The organism is Paraburkholderia sp. BR14320, assembly GCF_040948665.1.
GTDB lineage: Bacteria > Pseudomonadota > Gammaproteobacteria > Burkholderiales > Burkholderiaceae > Paraburkholderia > Paraburkholderia youngii.
Genome location: NZ_JBFPKG010000006.1, coordinates 152,600 through 167,057, shown reverse-complemented (window position 1 = coordinate 167,057; position 14,458 = coordinate 152,600). Strand labels below are relative to the sequence as shown.

Below are 14,458 nucleotides of genomic sequence, written 5' to 3'. Positions count from 1 at the left end.
CTTCGGCCGGCCCTTCGCGCGGCAATCGCCGACACGCTCACTGCCCATCCAGCAAGCGGTCGACGTACTCGCGGGCCGCCCGTTCGACGAACGCGAGCGCCTCTTCTTCGCTGCTGAAGCGTTGCCGGTCGCCGAGTTCGAGCAACGTTTCCATCCGATGCGGATCGTCCGGGCCGGCTTCGGCGAGGCTCACCGAGCCGACGTAAGTACCATCCGCTTTGGCGTGCGCTTCGCCCGACGCGTCCGACGTGCTGCCCCCTGGCACGAGGCGCGCGGCGGCGCTGATGTAATAGCCGCGATAAGGGCCACTGACCCGTTCAGCCATCTTCGTCCTCCTGTTGCGGTTGCGGAGCTGGCGCCAGTCGCGACGGCGCCGCCTTGATGCTTCAGCATGCGGCGCGCCGCTGCACTGGAGGTGTGCGGGCGGCCCGCCCCATTACGATAAGGCGCGTTGCAGCGCGATAAGTTCTGCCCGCGAGCCGCACTCGCCCCGTACCGGAGTCGCGCTGCACGTCAGCCACGCGCGCCGGTCGAACGGTGCAGATCGGCATGCTCCATGCTGTCGAAAAGTACCTATGACGACGCCATTTCGAGGCCAGCGAGCGCAATATGGGAAAATATTTTCTGCAGAATCACGAACTGCCCGAGCCGGATGCGGCGAACCGCTGGTTTGAGTACGCCGAAAGTCATGGCATCGACATCCCCAAAGCGATCAGCATCTGGGAAGACGCGGCCACCGAAGAAGGCGCGGAAGCCCGGCGGCTTGTCAGCGCGGCGGGCATCACCGTCGAAACGACCTGAGCCTCGGCGCGCGCCCCCGCGTTGCACACCGACCGCCTCCAGCCCGGCAGCAACCTCTATCTGAATGAAAGGACACAACACGATGCAATTCACGACGCAACCGCGGCGCGCCGGCCGATTCCACCGCCTCCGATCCAGCGCCGCGCTTGCCCTCGTGCGTCGCGCGTCGCTGTCGGCCGCATTGCCCGCCGCGCTGCTGCTCGCCGCGGGACTGGGCGGCTGCGCGTCGTCGAACACGACCACGCTGATCAATCTGCCGAACGGCCAGACCGGCTTCGCGGTCAACTGCAGCGGCGCCAACGCCGGCTCGAGCTGGGCCTCGTGCTACGTGCAAGCGGGTAAGGCCTGCGGCGCGACCGGCTACGACATCGTGTCGAAAGATAACGACGAAGGCGGCACCGCTGGAGGCAGCGTCACGAACGTGGCGTCGGCGAATGTGAAAGGCCGCTCGATGATCGTGCGCTGCAAATAGGCCGATTAAGTTCCGTGCGGCGAGCGAGCCGACTTGCGCGGGCGCTCAATGCGCCTGCATCTTCGAGAAGAGATTCAACACCGCGACGCCAGCGACGATCAATCCCAGCCCGATGATCGCCGGCACGTCGGGGACCTGCCGGTACAGCACCAGCGCGACCAGCGTGATCAGCACGATCCCGGCACCGGACCAGATCGCATAGACGATGCCGACCGGAATGCTCCTGAGCGTCAGCGACAGGCAATAAAACGCGATGCCGTAGCCGAGCACGACGACTATCGACGGCAGCAGGCGCGAGAAACCGTCAGAGGCCCGCATCGCGGAGGTCGCGATGACTTCGGCGACGATCGCGATCGCGAGCAGCGCATACGGGGGTACGCGCATCGCGTCAGCTTTTCGCGAGCGCGAGCTTGCCGTAATCGTGACCCAGATGCGCGCACAGCGCTTCGACCACCAGTTCATGATCGGCGCGCTGCGGCAGACCGGACACCGTGATCGAACCGATCACGCCCGCGCCTTCCACCGTCAGCGGGAACGCGCCGCCGTGCGACGCGTACTCGGTGGCCGGCAGACCGTGCTTGTCGGCGAGCGTCGCGCCCGCGAGCTGCATTTTCAGACCGATCGCATACGAGCTACGGCGAAATTGCGCGACGGTGTTGCCCTTGCGGCGCACCCAGTCGACGTTGTCGGGTGTCGCGCCGTCGAGCAGGCTGAAGAACAGCGGCTGGCCGAACGTGCGCACGTCGATCGCGGCGCCAATGCCGCGCGCTTTCGCGACCTCGTGCAGATACGCGCCGACTTGCCACGCACGATCGGCATCGAAACGGGGAAACACAAGGGTCTTTTCCTGAAGGGCGATGACCTGCAGATCGTGAGCGATATCCATGGAGTTCAGAACGGGTCGGAGAATCGGAGTCGATGAGGTCGCCGTCGTGAAGATCCGGCGAGCCTCGTGAAGAATCTGAATTCTAGCGCAGCGTCTGCGCGCGGCTTTCCAGAGCCTTTCCGATAGGTGCCGTAGCGGTGGCGGCGCGAAGCTCAATGAAGCCAATCCTTACATGGCTATTGCGCTGGCTGTCTGGCTGGTCTATAATCTTTTCTTCGACGGACGCGGGGTGGAGCAGTCTGGCAGCTCGTCGGGCTCATAACCCGAAGGTCGTAGGTTCAAATCCTACCCCCGCAACCAGAACGAAATCATTGAAGGGTTACAACGCATTGGCGTGTAACCCTTTTTTGTTTTTGTAGCCATGAGCTGACGATTCTCTTGACCGTCAAACCTCAGTCCAACCTCAGGCGAAAAAAAAAGCGCGTCAACTGAATGGCGCGCCAAACTACGAGGCAATGTACAAGAGAGAAAGATGACTGTGACGGACGCGGGAGCCTCCATCGCAACCATCACGACCGATGCTATCAGCGCATCCGAAAATCGACTGTCAAGCAACGTCAGACGCGGCGGCGCTCGCCGCATCGAACCTCCCATCGCGCAGTCCCTGCCGGCGCCTCAGTAATCGCCCGGCCGGGTGATAAACTCCTATCACCCTTTCTCGTTCCCTTTCCAATGAAATTCTGTTCTGTCTGCGGCCACGGCGTCAGCCTGAGCATTCCGCCGGGCGACAATCGCGAGCGCTTCGTATGCGGCAGTTGCGGCACCGTGCATTATCAGAATCCGCGTAACGTGGTCGGCACCGTTCCCGTGTGGGACGACAAGGTGCTGCTGTGCCGCCGCGCGATCGAGCCGCGCTACGGTTACTGGACGCTGCCCGCCGGCTTCATGGAAATGGGAGAAACGACGGCCGAAGCCGCCTCGCGCGAAACGCTCGAGGAAGCCGGCGCGCGCGTCGAGGTGCAGAACCTGTTTTCGCTGCTGAACGTGCCGCACGTGCATCAGGTGCATCTGTTCTACATGGCACGGCTGCTCGATCTCGACATCGCCGCCGGCGAGGAAAGCCTCGAAGTGAAGCTGTTCGAGGAGCACGAGATTCCGTGGGACGAGATCGCTTTTCCAACCGTCGGCCAGACGCTGCGCTTTTTTTTCGCCGACCGCGCGGCCGGCAGTTTCGGCCTGCATACCGGCGACATCTTCCGCTCCCTGCGCGAAGGTTGAGCGGCGCGCATGGTTCCCTGGCTCGGAGCTGACGATCCGTTTCCGCCCGTCGAGCGCGCACTCGGCGCCGCGAGCGGCGCGCCCGGTCTGCTCGCGGCAAGCGGCGATCTGCTGCCGTCGCGCCTGATCGACGCTTATCGGCGCGGCATTTTCCCGTGGTATTCGGACGGTCAGCCGGTGTTGTGGTGGAGCCCCGATCCGCGCATGATCCTGCGCCCCGTCGAATTCAAGCTGTCGCCGTCGCTGCGTAAGACGCTCAAGCGGATGTTGCGCGACGACGCGTGGGAAATCCGCGTCGATCAGGATTTCGCCGCCGTGATGCGCGCCTGCGCGCAGGCGCCGCGCCGCGGCCAGCGTGGCACGTGGATCACCGCCGACGTCGTCGAAGCCTATTCGTCGCTGCATCGCCTCGGCGACGCGCACAGCATCGAAACCTGGTTCGAGGGTAAGCGTGTAGCGGGCTTGTACGGCGTGTCGCTCGGCCGGATGTTCTTCGGCGAATCGATGTATACGGACGTCACCGACGGCTCGAAAATGGCGCTGGCCGCGCTGGTCGGCCACTTGCGACGTCACGAAATAGAAATGATAGACTGCCAGCAGAACACGTCGCATCTGGCGTCGCTCGGCGGCCGCGAGATAGCGCGCAAGGCGTTCGTCGCGCATGTTCGCGCGTCTGTCGGCGCACCGGCCATCCCTTGGCGCTTCGACAAGACCGCCCTGCTCGAAATCCTCGCGCGCGCGGCGTAGGAAAAATCAGGCCGAATCCGGGTCCGCCGCCCATCGAATCGCGGCATCAACCGCCAGGCGCGCCGGGTTTGCATTACCAGAGACGCTTCGAGAGCTGCCAACGTGACTCATCCCAACGAGCTGCCTCTTTCGCCGCTTTCCGCGCTGCAATTTTATGCAACGGCGCCCTATCCCTGCAGTTACCTGGACGGCCGCATCGCGCGCTCGCAGGTCGCCACACCCAGTCACCTGATCAATTCGGACGTCTACACGGATCTCGTCAAGGCCGGCTTCCGGCGCTCGGGCGTGTTCACCTACCGTCCGTATTGCGACGGCTGCCGCGCGTGCGTGCCGGTGCGCGTGCCGGTCGAGCGTTTTCAGCCGAACCGCACTCAGCGGCGGGTATGGAGAAAGCACGGCGACCTGATCGCGACCGTCGCACCGCTGCATTACGACGAGGAGCATTACGCGCTGTATATGCGCTACCAGTCGGCGCGCCACGCGGGCGGCGGCATGGATCGCGACAGCCGCGACCAGTACGAGCAGTTCCTGCTGCAAAGCCGGATCAACTCGCGGCTCGTCGAGTTTCGCGAGCCGGCGCCGCTGCGGCCCGATGGACGGCCTGATCCGCGCCCCGATGCCCAAGGCGCGCTGCGCATGATCAGCATGATCGATATCCTCGGCGACGGCTTGTCGTCGGTATACACGTTCTTCGAGCCGAGCCAGCCGCATGCGAGCTTCGGCACCTACAACATCTTCTGGCAGATCGAGCAGGCGCGCAGCCTGAACCTGCCGTATGTGTATCTCGGCTACTGGATTCGCGAGAGCCCGAAGATGGCGTACAAGGCGAATTTCCGCCCGCTCGAAGGCTTGATCGACGGCGAGTGGCGCGTGCTCGATCCGGCCAGCATCGACCTTCCGCCGGTCGATCTGCCGATGCATGGGCGACGCGGACCGCTCAGGCCGTAGCCGAAGCGCCGTCCGTCGAGTCGTCGCCAGGTCCTGCTCGCCGCCAGCAACGCCCTGCCAGTCTCATCGAAGCCCAAAGCCGGTAAAATAGCGGGTTCCCATTTTCCGGCCGTCCGGCTTCATCCCGTGTTCAGTTCCCTTTATCCGCTCGTTCGCGCCCAACTCTTTCGCATGGACGCGGAAGACGCTCACCATCTGACTTTGCGCATGCTCGGCGCCGCCGGCCGCACCGGCCTCGCGGGCGCGCTCGCCTCGCGCGTACCGGATTCGCCGCGCACCGTGATGGGCCTCACGTTCCGCAATCCGGTCGGACTCGCGGCGGGCCTCGACAAGGACGGCGCGTGCATCGACGGTCTGGCGGCGCTCGGCTTCGGCTTCATCGAAGTGGGCACCGTGACGCCGCGCGCGCAGCCGGGCAATCCGCGCCCGCGCATGTTCCGGCTGCCGCAGGCGAACGCGGTGATCAACCGGATGGGCTTCAACAACGCCGGCGTCGACCAGTTCGTGAAGAACGTCCAGGCCGCGCGCTATCGCGGCATCCTCGGTCTGAACATCGGCAAGAACGCCGACACGCCGATCGAGCGCGCCGCTGAAGACTACCTGTACTGCCTCGAGCGCGTGTACCCGTTCGCGAGCTACGTGACGGTCAACATCTCGTCGCCGAATACGAAGAACCTGCGCCAGCTGCAAGGCGCCGACGAGCTCGACGCGCTGCTCGCCGCGCTGAAGGACAAGCAGCAACGGCTCGCCGACATGCACGGCAAGCTCGTGCCGCTCGCGCTCAAGATCGCCCCGGACCTCGACGACGAGCAGATCAAGTCGATCGCCGACACCCTGCTGCGCCACCAATTCGAAGGCGTAATCGCGACCAACACGACGCTGTCGCGCGCTGCCGTCACCGGCATGCCCCATGCTGACGAAGCCGGCGGCCTGTCGGGCAAGCCGGTGTTCGATGCGTCGAACGAGGTGATCCGCAAGCTGCGCGCCGAAGTCGGCGAGGCGGTGCCGATCATCGGCGTCGGCGGGATCTTCTCGGGGGAAGACGCACGCGCGAAGCTCGCGGCCGGCGCGTCACTGGTGCAGCTTTATACCGGTTTCATCTACCGCGGTCCGGCGCTCGTCGCCGAATGCGCGCAGGCGCTGCGCTAAGTATCCGCACCGGCGGCGCATATAGACATAAACAAACGGTATTTAGATGGCGATAGTCTCGTTTGCTATGCTCTCGACCGTCAAAACGTCAGACGTACAAAGGAACACGATGAAATTTGGCCTGCTCAAGAAACTCCTCGCCACCGCGCTGATCGGCGCGTCGTTGACCGCCGTCGCCGCGCACGCGGAAGACCTGCTCGACCAGGTCAAGCAGCGCGGCACGCTGCGCGTCGGTCTCGAAGGCACCTTCCCGCCGTTCAATTCGAAAGCGCCGTCGGGCGAGCTGGTCGGCTATGACGTCGACATCGCCAAAGCCGTCGCGGCCAAGCTCGGCGTGAAGCCGGTGTTCGTCACGACCGAATGGAGCGGCATCATCGCCGGTCTGCAGGCGGGCAAGTTCGATGTGATCGTCAACCAGGTCGGCATCACCGACGCGCGCAAGCAGACCCTCGACTTCTCGCCGGCCTACACGTACTCGGCCGCGCAGCTGATCCAGCGCAAGGACGACACGCGCCAGTTCACGTCGCTCGAAGACCTGAAGGGCAAGAAGCTCGGCGTCGGTCTCGGCACCAACTACATGGACATGGCGAAGTCGGTGCCCGGCATCGACGTGAAGACCTATCCGGGCGCGCCCGAATACCTGCGCGATCTGGCCGCCGGCCGGCTCGACGCGGCGTTGAACGACCGGCTGATGCTCGCATACCTGCTGAAGAACTCGAACCTGCCGCTGCGCACCGGCGCGAACGTCGGCGCCGGCAACCCGTCGGGCATTCCGTTCAAAAAGGGCAACCCGAAGTTCGCGCAGGCGATCGACGAAGCGATGACCCAGCTCGAAGCGGACGGCACCTTCACGAAGATCTCGGACAAGTGGTTCGGCATCGACGTCAGCAAGCCGATCAAGTAACAACCGCGTAGTCAAACGAAGGGCGGCATCGATCACGATGCCGCCCTTCGCGTTTTTGCGGCCCGTGTGGGGCCTTGGACCCGAACCGCGCGTCGCGTATACCCCAAGCCGCATTGCGCGATCCGCGCCTGAACGCGCGCCAAAGTTTATGATGTGCGCTTTGTGCGTCAATAAGAACACTACCCATGTCCATCACATCCCTGCTGCTCCAATCGCTGCCGGTACTCGCACAAGGCGCCTTGCTGACGATCAAGTTCGCGCTCCTGTCGATGATCTTTGGCCTGATCGGCGGCGCCGTGCTCGCACTGATGGGAATCAGCCACAGCCGGCCGCTGAACTGGATCGCACGCGTCTATGTGAGCGTGATGCGCGGCACGCCGCTACTGGTGCAGATCTTCGTGATTTACTACGGCCTGCCGAGCTTCGGCATTTCGCTCGAACCGACGCCGGCCGGCGTGATCGCGCTGTCGGCGAACGTCGCCGCCTATCTGTCCGAGAGCATGCGCGGCGCGATTCTGGGCATCCACCAGGGCCAGTGGCTCGCGTCGTATAGCCTTGGGCTGTCGCGGCGCCAGACGCTGCGCTACGTGATCGCGCCGCAGGCGCTGCGCATCGCGGTGCCGAGTCTGTCGAACAGCCTGATCAGCCTGGTCAAGGACACCTCGCTCGTGTCCGTGATCACGGTGACCGAGTTGCTGCGCAGCGCGCAGGAAATGATCGCGTCGACCTATCAGCCGCTGCCGCTTTATCTGGCCGCTGCGGCCGTGTACTGGGTGCTGTGCCAGGTGCTCGAGTGGGCGCAGCGCTGGTACGAGCGGCGGCTGTCGCTGCCGACGCGGCACTGACCGAGCGCCGCGCACACCCTTTCTTCGCCCTGGCGGCTCATTCGCCAGCGAACTTGAGCCCCAACGCCGCGCGCGCCGCGTCGGCCATCGCGATCATCTGTCACGACTTGTCGTGCGGCATCAGCGGACTCTCCAGCACACCCGTGCGGATCAGCTCGCAAAAGTGCGCGGTCTCGTAATTCAAACCACCGCCTTCGAACAGCTCGTCGAGTTCGACGACGCGGCCGTCCGCGTAACGGATGGTCGCGCGCGACGGGTTCCACCACGGCTCGTGCAGCGTCACGTGACCGCCTTTGGCCATCAGCAGCGCATCGCCCTTGCCATGCAGATCGAGCCCGCAGAAGAGCTGCGCGATGCCGCCGCCCTCGTGCTGGCTGTTCAGACTCGCGAACGTATCGACGCCGGTCGTGCCGAGCCGGCCGAAGGTCTGCACGTCGCGCGGCGCGCCGAGCCAGTCCACTGCGAGAAACATCTCGTAGATGCCGATATCGAGCAGCGCGCCGCCCGCGTGCTCGAACGACAGCGACGGATGATCGGCCGGCACGCCAGGCACCGAGCAGCCCGCGCGCACAAGGCCGACCTCGCCGATCGGATCGGCCGCGAGGTGCTCGCGCAACCTTCTGTAGAGCGGATAGAACGGCGGCTTCATCGCTTCCATGAAGAGCCGTTGCGAAGCGCGCGCGGTCTCGAGCACGCGCTCGAGCTGGGCACGATTGATACACGCGGGTTTCTCGCACAGCACGTGCAGCCCGGCTTGCAACGCGGCGATCGCATAGTCGGCGTGGCTGTCCTGCAGCGTCGCGATATAGAGCGCGTCGATGCCGCTCGCGAGCAGCGTATCGAAACTGTCGTAGACGGTACCGCCGAATTCAACGGCGAACGCCTGGGCCGGTTCCGCGCGACGCGACCACAGCGCGGCGAGCCGCGCCCGCGGCACGAAGGCGAGACCTTGCGCGAAGCGGCGCGCAATCCGGCCGGTGCCGACGATCCCCCAACGGATCTCAGGTGATGAAGTGGTGTCCTGCGCTGCCCGATCGGTCGGTTGGGCGGTGGCTGCCTGCGGTGCCGCTGTCGTGTCTGTCATCGTGTGTGCAAGGGTCCATGCGGTTCAGAACAGCCGCTATTGTCGCCGATGCCGTTTGAGAATGCGGCGCCCGCGACCAATACGAACCATGCGGCATCACCGCCGCGCACCGACCTTCCACACCCGCGCCGCCGCTGTCACGGCCAGGCACTCACGCATCCAGGCTCACACCGAGGCTCAAACCCGCGCCGGCGGCTCCGCGGAAAACCGGCCGCCGACTTCCTCGGCCGAGTAATCGATCATCGCGAGCGAGGCGAGCTCGGCCTCCTTCGGATCGCGCCGCTCGATCGCTTCGACGACACGCTGATGCGACGCGATCGCGCCCTCCCACTCCCCGCTCCGGTCGTGCACGATCGGGGTAACGGTCGACAGCGCGCCGCGAATGATCGCCGCCATCTGCTTGAAGAACTGGTTGCCGCTCGCGATCACGATACGCGTATGGAACAGTTCGTCGGCTTCCTGATAGCCGGGCTCGCCCGGACGGATCACGCGAAACGCCTCGAAGGCCTCGCGAATCGCCGCGACGTCCGCGGCACTGCCGCGCGCGGCCGCCTGCGCCGAAGCGCGCGGTTCGATCAGGATGCGAAACTCGATCACGTCACGCAGAAACATCGGATCGGGCTTCGCGCGAAAACGCCAGTTGACGACGTCCTCGTCGATCATGCGCCAGTCGCTCATCGGCCGGATGCGCGTGCCGATCTTCGGGCGCACGTCGAGCATGTCGCGCGCGAGCAGCATCGATAGCGCCTCGCGCATCACGGTGCGGCTCACGTCGAATTCCTTCGACAGCACATCCTGCGGCGGCAAAATCGCGCCGTACTTTTCCTCGACGATGCCGCTGACGAGCCCGTCCATTACTTTGCTCACCAGCGAGCGATCCTTGTTTGCGTGTTCCATGACATATCCCCGAAGCGGTGTTGACCCCGCGTGGCCTGTTAATGAAGGGCCCGTACGTATCTGTTATGCAAATAGGATCGTTTTCCGATACGTTGCTAGCTTCGAAACGGTTGCGCCAGTTGGGACACTTCCTGACAGGGTTATCCCTCTGAAGATTTGTTTCGTTCGTGTAACGCAATCTGTTCCGCCAGGCTCAAAGCTCGCTCGTCAAAGCGTGCCTGCGTTACTGGGTTTAATTAGTGCGCATTCGCACGTTGGCGCGATGAAATTGTCTGATTTGCACGGACGTGGTCCGGCGATTGCGTGTTACGGCGAACAAACATGCGGTGGCAAGCCGATCAGGCCGAGTCTTCGTTCGACGCGCTCGCCGCCACCGACGCATAGCGGCCGCCAAAGAACAGCAGCGGCGCGTGCTCGTCGAGCGAGAACACCAGCACCTCGCCGACGAACAGCGTATGGTCGCCGCACGGATGGCGGTCCACCACGCGCGCCGCGAAGCGCGCGGCCGCGTGCTCGAGCAGCACGACGCCGGCAAGGCCGTCGACCGCCGCGAAGCGCGGTGCACAAGTGGGCGCGAAGCGGCTTTGCGCCTCGCCCGCGAAATGGCGGCTGTGCGACTCCTGCGCCTCCGACAGCACGCTGACGCCGAACAGCTCGGCATCCATCAGCCGTGCATGCATGCGCGCACGATGCCCGACCGACACGACGATCAGCGGCGGCTTCAGCGACCCCGACATGAACGCGTTGGCGGTCATCGCGTGAAGGCTGTCGCCGCTGCCGGTCGAGATCACCACCACGCCGGTTGCGAAGCGCCCGAGCGCGTGACGAAAGCGCCGCTCGTCGAATGACGGCGACCGCGCTTCATCGGCTGGCTTATCGGTTTGAGCTGCATTGACGCGCATGGGCGCTCCCCTGCTCGCGGCCGTGCCGCTCGTCGAAGCGCACGATGTCGTCTTCGCCGAGATAGCCGCCCGAATGCACTTCGATGAGTTCCAGCGGCGTCTTGCCGGGATTTTCGAGCCCATGCGTGACACCGAGCGGAATGAACGTCGACTGATTCTCCGACAGCGCGAAGCGCTCGATGCCGCGCGTGACGAGCGCGGTACCGCGCACCACGACCCAGTGCTCGGCGTGATCATGATGCCTCTGCAGCGGCAGCCGCCCGCCCGGCTTCACGACGAAGCGCTTCACCTGAAAGCGCTCTCCGTGTTCGAGCGAATCGTAAAAACCCCACGGCCGCGCGACCTTGCGATACCCGTCGGTCTCGCCGGCTTGCTGCGTCTTCAGCTGTGCGACGATCGCCTTCACGTCCTCTACGTGATCCTTCGCGGCGAGCAGCACGGCGTCGGCGGTCTCGACCACCACCACGCCGCTCACGCCGACACACGCGATTAGCCGGCCGTCCGAATGCGCGAAGCGGTCGCGCGAACCGTCGAACATCACGCGGCCGTGCGCAACGTTGCCATCGCTGTCCTTGTTCGACGCATCCCACACCGGATCCGCCGCGCCGACGTCCGGCCAGCCCGCGCCGAGCGGTACCGTCACGCCGACAAGACGCGCGTCGGTACCGATGCGCTCCATCACCGCATGGTCGACCGAGTCGGACGGACACGCGGCGAACGCGTCGTGCGCGAGATGGAGCGCACCGGCATCGTCGATGCTCGCGCCCGCGAATGCGTCCTTGCAGGCCGCCGCGATCAGCGGACGGCACAAGCCGATCGCGTCGAGCCACACCGACGCGCGCACCACGAACATGCCGCTGTTCCACCAGTACTCGCCCGCTGCGAAGTAGCGCTCGGCCAGCTCGGCATCGGGCTTCTCGACGAAGCGCTCGATCGTCCGCGCGCCCCGGTTGCCCAGGGGCGCGTCGGTGCGGATATAGCTATAGCCGATCGCCGCGCGCTGCGGCGGCACCCCGAACGCGACGATCGCGCCGCGCGAAGCATGCGCGAGCGCCTCGTTGAGCGCCGCGCCGAATGCAGCATGATCGGCGCTCGGATGATCGGCGGGCAGCGCGACCAGGATCGGATCGTCGCCAGCCACGGCCGACGCGCGCGCGGCGAGCGCCGCGACGGTCAGCGCCGGCGCAGTGTTGCGCGCCATCGGTTCGAGCAGTAAGCGCGCAGGCTTGCGGTACGGCTCGACTCGCTCTAGCGTCGGCAGCCGCAGATCCTCGCGGCAGACCACCAGCGGCGCGGCGCACGGCGTGGTACGGGCCGCGTCGTGCGCGGCCGAGTCGAATGCATTGCCGAGCCAACGCAGCGTCGCTTCGAGCCGCGAGCGGTCGTCCATCGGACCGGCCAGCTGCCTCGAATTGCGTTCGCGCGACGGCGGCCACGGCCTCCTACCGGAGCCGCCCACGAGAATCACCGGCTGCGCGGTCAGCTCGTGAAGCGCGGCGGCGGATCGGGCCCGCGGCGCGAGCGGATTACCTGGCTCTACTATTCGGTTCATTTGCGATCCTCTCGAATCCAACTCCTGTTCACCGGCCGTTATCACGCCAGCAAGTGCCTCGTGGTCGCAATCGTTTCTGGTCGTACGCGCGTGCCCCCTCTGTGCGCGCGTGCTCCCTATGCTTCTCCGAACGGACGCAACGCCCCCGCGCCGCGATGCTCATCGTGTTCCGGCTGCTGCCTGTGCAGCTCGCCGTCGAGCGCGGCGCTGTCGGGCTGACGCAGCTTCGTGAAACCGCCGCGATAGACGTTCTCGACGTAGGACATGATGTTTTCCTGCGCCACCGACGACAGGATCGCGTGATCGGTGTGCTTGCAGAACGCCACGTAAATGCGATTGAAGCGCGCGAGCCGCGTGCCGCGAGCACCGAAGTAGCGCTCGAGTTCCTCGACGCCTTCGTCGAGCACACCGAACACCAGGTGCGTGTCGACGCCCCGCGCATCGAGGTTGGCGAACATATGCCGCTCGTCCCGAGCGCCGAGTTCGAGGCCGCATAGCCGCTCGATCCGGTCGGCCAGCGTTTCGCCGGTCTTCGCGAGCTGGCGTACCACCAGCTCGCGCACGAGGCCCCAGCCGCCCGTCTCGCCCTTGAGCACGCGCAGCCATTTGCCCGGCTGCTTCATCGAGCGCATGTAGTTGCGCGTCGATCCGAACGCGGAGACGGGAATCATCGGCTTGCCGTGTTCATCGCAGACGTTATGCCATCTGAACTTCTGCACGTTGACGATCACCGCGCCCACCACCGCGGGTTCGCGCGTCGCTGCATGCAGGCCGGTGTAGGCGCCCGAGCAGATACCGACCGGCACCGCGCCCGCATGACCGCGCGCGACGAGCCAGCGCGATGCGCACGCAGCGTCGGCGGCGCCCGCTTGCGAGTACAGCGCGTCGAGGCTCAGCGTGTCGCACGACGGCATGCTGTCGCCGACACCGCCGACGTCGATGCGCAGCGAAGCGATCCCCTGGCGGGCAAGCCGCCGCGCGAAATGTACGCCGAAACGCCCGTTGCCGATTCGCGACACCGCGCCGGTATTGAGCAGCAGCACCGCCGGCGCGTGCGCCGCCGCGGCGCCGTCGGGCCGGCAGTAGATGCCGAACACCTTGCCGTCGTTCAGCCATACCGGCGTCTCGTGCAGCGTCGGCGCGACATAATGGCCGCCCGCCGGCTCTTCGCCTCGCTCGGGCACGCGCGCCACCGCCTGGCTTGTTCGCGTGCTGCCCGCGAGCAGCCAGTTCTCGATGGTCTCGAACGCGGCGTGCGGTATTTCGCTTTCGAGCGGCTCCATCATGAAGCGGCTGTATTCGTCGAACGGGTGACGTTCGAGCTCCACGCCATGTTCGCTGTAATGCGCGGCGAGCGCACCGGTGCGCACGGGGTTCAGTGAATCGAGCAGCAGCACGCGCGCGGCCGGCCGGCTCGTCGCGCGATACAGATCCGCCGTGTGCAGGCTTTCCAGCGTATCGCGGTACATGCGAAAGCCATACGCTTCAATGAACTCGTCGGTATCGGGTTCGACCACGCAATCCATCGCCGCCGGATCGTTCAGCCACTGCCGGTAATGCGCGCGCAATTCACGCTGGTAATTCTTGCCCGACAGCACCGGCGACATCAGCACGAGACCGTGCACGTCGCCGAGTTCCTGCGCGGCAAGCGCGGCCAGCATGCCGCCAAGACGCAGACCGCACAAGCTGACCCGCTCGACGCCGGTCGCCGCGCGCAGCTGCGCGACCGCCTGTTTGACGCTGTCGATCCACGCGCGCCACAGGCCGGCGTCGGTCGGATCGCCGGCCGAATCGCCGGTCGCCGGGTAATCGAAGCGCAGCACCGGCATGCCGCGGGCGGCGAGGCGCTCGGCGAGCCGGCGCATGCCGCGATAAGTGCACAGCGTGTCATAGCCAAACGGGGAACACATCACAACGCCATCCGGGCCGTGGGCTGAATGCAACCAGCCGAAGTTGCCGTCGAAGACGATGGGTCTCACAGTCCGCTCCTTACGTTTTCTTTCTTTTGATGTGATTACTACAAAGGTGCTGTCGCCCATATGTGCGTCCTGCC

Annotated in this window: 15 protein-coding genes, 1 tRNA gene and 1 pseudogene; 9 read left to right on the top strand and 8 right to left on the bottom strand. The window is 65.5% G+C overall.

Going from position 1 to position 14,458, the window contains the following annotated elements; all coding sequences use genetic code 11:
- Positions 1–37: 37 nt before the first annotated feature.
- Complete coding sequence (locus tag AB3X89_RS08800; RefSeq protein WP_368582818.1) at positions 38–325, bottom strand: hypothetical protein; 288 nt, start codon at positions 323–325, stop codon at positions 38–40.
- A gap of 284 nt (positions 326–609) precedes the next feature.
- Here AB3X89_RS08800 and AB3X89_RS08795 point away from each other — a divergent pair, with 284 nt between their 5' ends.
- Both AB3X89_RS08795 and AB3X89_RS08790 read left to right on the top strand, forming a co-directional pair.
- The gene (locus tag AB3X89_RS08795; protein WP_368582817.1) at positions 610–801 is read left to right on the top strand and encodes a hypothetical protein; all 192 of its coding nucleotides are present in this window, start codon (positions 610–612) and stop codon (positions 799–801) included.
- An 82-nt stretch (positions 802–883) separates the two neighbouring features.
- Positions 884–1,273: a hypothetical protein gene (locus AB3X89_RS08790; RefSeq protein ID WP_368582816.1), complete on the top strand. Its 390-nt coding sequence runs from the start codon at positions 884–886 to the stop codon at positions 1,271–1,273.
- 45 nt (positions 1,274–1,318) lie between these two features.
- Here the strand turns inward: AB3X89_RS08790 and AB3X89_RS08785 are convergent, their stop codons facing one another.
- Positions 1,319–1,657, bottom strand: coding sequence for a multidrug efflux SMR transporter (locus AB3X89_RS08785; protein WP_368582815.1), 339 nt, complete (start codon positions 1,655–1,657; stop codon positions 1,319–1,321).
- A 4-nt stretch (positions 1,658–1,661) separates the two neighbouring features.
- Positions 1,662–2,159 (bottom strand): heme-degrading domain-containing protein, encoded by a 498-nt coding sequence (locus AB3X89_RS08780; protein ID WP_368582814.1) that lies wholly within the window; start codon positions 2,157–2,159, stop codon positions 1,662–1,664.
- A gap of 223 nt (positions 2,160–2,382) precedes the next feature.
- Here AB3X89_RS08780 and AB3X89_RS08775 point away from each other — a divergent pair.
- From AB3X89_RS08775 to AB3X89_RS08745, 7 genes are all read left to right on the top strand, one after another.
- Positions 2,383–2,459, top strand: a tRNA-Met gene (locus AB3X89_RS08775).
- A gap of 372 nt (positions 2,460–2,831) precedes the next feature.
- On the top strand, positions 2,832–3,377 hold the full coding sequence (locus tag AB3X89_RS08770; protein ID WP_074284429.1) for an NUDIX hydrolase: 546 nt from the start codon (positions 2,832–2,834) through the stop codon (positions 3,375–3,377).
- 9 nt (positions 3,378–3,386) lie between these two features.
- The gene (gene aat, locus AB3X89_RS08765) at positions 3,387–4,124 is read left to right on the top strand and encodes a leucyl/phenylalanyl-tRNA--protein transferase (RefSeq protein ID WP_368582813.1); all 738 of its coding nucleotides are present in this window, start codon (positions 3,387–3,389) and stop codon (positions 4,122–4,124) included.
- Positions 4,125–4,226: 102 nt separating this feature from the next.
- Entirely contained in the window at positions 4,227–5,072 is an 846-nt protein-coding gene (locus AB3X89_RS08760; RefSeq protein WP_368582812.1) for an arginyltransferase, read from the top strand.
- Positions 5,073–5,198: 126 nt separating this feature from the next.
- Positions 5,199–6,221, top strand: a complete 1,023-nt coding sequence (locus AB3X89_RS08755; protein WP_368582811.1) for a quinone-dependent dihydroorotate dehydrogenase — start codon at positions 5,199–5,201, stop codon at positions 6,219–6,221.
- A gap of 109 nt (positions 6,222–6,330) precedes the next feature.
- Complete coding sequence (locus AB3X89_RS08750) at positions 6,331–7,125, top strand: cystine ABC transporter substrate-binding protein (protein ID WP_368582810.1); 795 nt, start codon at positions 6,331–6,333, stop codon at positions 7,123–7,125.
- A 185-nt stretch (positions 7,126–7,310) separates the two neighbouring features.
- Positions 7,311–7,970: an amino acid ABC transporter permease gene (locus AB3X89_RS08745; RefSeq protein ID WP_368582809.1), complete on the top strand. Its 660-nt coding sequence runs from the start codon at positions 7,311–7,313 to the stop codon at positions 7,968–7,970.
- A gap of 37 nt (positions 7,971–8,007) precedes the next feature.
- On the opposite strand, the pseudogene AB3X89_RS08740 reads toward AB3X89_RS08745, so the two are convergent.
- From AB3X89_RS08740 to AB3X89_RS08720, 5 genes and pseudogenes are all read right to left on the bottom strand, one after another.
- Positions 8,008–9,054: pseudogene (locus tag AB3X89_RS08740) on the bottom strand (Gfo/Idh/MocA family protein).
- Positions 9,055–9,231: 177 nt separating this feature from the next.
- Positions 9,232–9,951 carry a FadR/GntR family transcriptional regulator gene (locus tag AB3X89_RS08735; RefSeq protein WP_368582808.1) on the bottom strand — a complete coding sequence of 240 codons (720 nt, stop codon included), beginning with the start codon at positions 9,949–9,951 and terminating at the stop codon, positions 9,232–9,234.
- A 338-nt stretch (positions 9,952–10,289) separates the two neighbouring features.
- Complete coding sequence (locus AB3X89_RS08730) at positions 10,290–10,853, bottom strand: flavin reductase family protein (protein ID WP_368582807.1); 564 nt, start codon at positions 10,851–10,853, stop codon at positions 10,290–10,292.
- Positions 10,825–12,405 carry a mannose-1-phosphate guanylyltransferase/mannose-6-phosphate isomerase gene (locus AB3X89_RS08725; RefSeq protein WP_368582806.1) on the bottom strand — a complete coding sequence of 527 codons (1,581 nt, stop codon included), beginning with the start codon at positions 12,403–12,405 and terminating at the stop codon, positions 10,825–10,827. Before AB3X89_RS08725 ends, AB3X89_RS08730 begins: the two co-directional genes overlap by 29 nt.
- A gap of 116 nt (positions 12,406–12,521) precedes the next feature.
- Positions 12,522–14,384, bottom strand: a complete 1,863-nt coding sequence (locus AB3X89_RS08720; protein ID WP_368582805.1) for an alpha/beta fold hydrolase — start codon at positions 14,382–14,384, stop codon at positions 12,522–12,524.
- Positions 14,385–14,458: the final 74 nt, after the last annotated feature.

What these genes read in the sequence shown, in the direction of transcription:
- AB3X89_RS08800 (WP_368582818.1), bottom strand. Translation starts at nt 325, where the DNA reads ATGGCTGAACGGGTCAGTGGCCCTTATCGCGGCTATTACATCAGCGCC.
- AB3X89_RS08780 (WP_368582814.1), bottom strand. Translation starts at nt 2,159, where the DNA reads ATGGATATCGCTCACGATCTGCAGGTCATCGCCCTTCAGGAAAAGACC.
- AB3X89_RS08750 (WP_368582810.1), top strand. Translation starts at nt 6,331, where the DNA reads ATGAAATTTGGCCTGCTCAAGAAACTCCTCGCCACCGCGCTGATCGGC.
- AB3X89_RS08735 (WP_368582808.1), bottom strand. Translation starts at nt 9,951, where the DNA reads ATGGAACACGCAAACAAGGATCGCTCGCTGGTGAGCAAAGTAATGGAC.
- AB3X89_RS08725 (WP_368582806.1), bottom strand. Translation starts at nt 12,405, where the DNA reads ATGAACCGAATAGTAGAGCCAGGTAATCCGCTCGCGCCGCGGGCCCGA.
- AB3X89_RS08795 (WP_368582817.1), top strand. Translation starts at nt 610, where the DNA reads ATGGGAAAATATTTTCTGCAGAATCACGAACTGCCCGAGCCGGATGCG.
- AB3X89_RS08770 (WP_074284429.1), top strand. Translation starts at nt 2,832, where the DNA reads ATGAAATTCTGTTCTGTCTGCGGCCACGGCGTCAGCCTGAGCATTCCG.
- AB3X89_RS08785 (WP_368582815.1), bottom strand. Translation starts at nt 1,657, where the DNA reads ATGCGCGTACCCCCGTATGCGCTGCTCGCGATCGCGATCGTCGCCGAA.
- AB3X89_RS08745 (WP_368582809.1), top strand. Translation starts at nt 7,311, where the DNA reads ATGTCCATCACATCCCTGCTGCTCCAATCGCTGCCGGTACTCGCACAA.
- AB3X89_RS08730 (WP_368582807.1), bottom strand. Translation starts at nt 10,853, where the DNA reads ATGCGCGTCAATGCAGCTCAAACCGATAAGCCAGCCGATGAAGCGCGG.
- AB3X89_RS08790 (WP_368582816.1), top strand. Translation starts at nt 884, where the DNA reads ATGCAATTCACGACGCAACCGCGGCGCGCCGGCCGATTCCACCGCCTC.
- aat (WP_368582813.1), top strand. Translation starts at nt 3,387, where the DNA reads ATGGTTCCCTGGCTCGGAGCTGACGATCCGTTTCCGCCCGTCGAGCGC.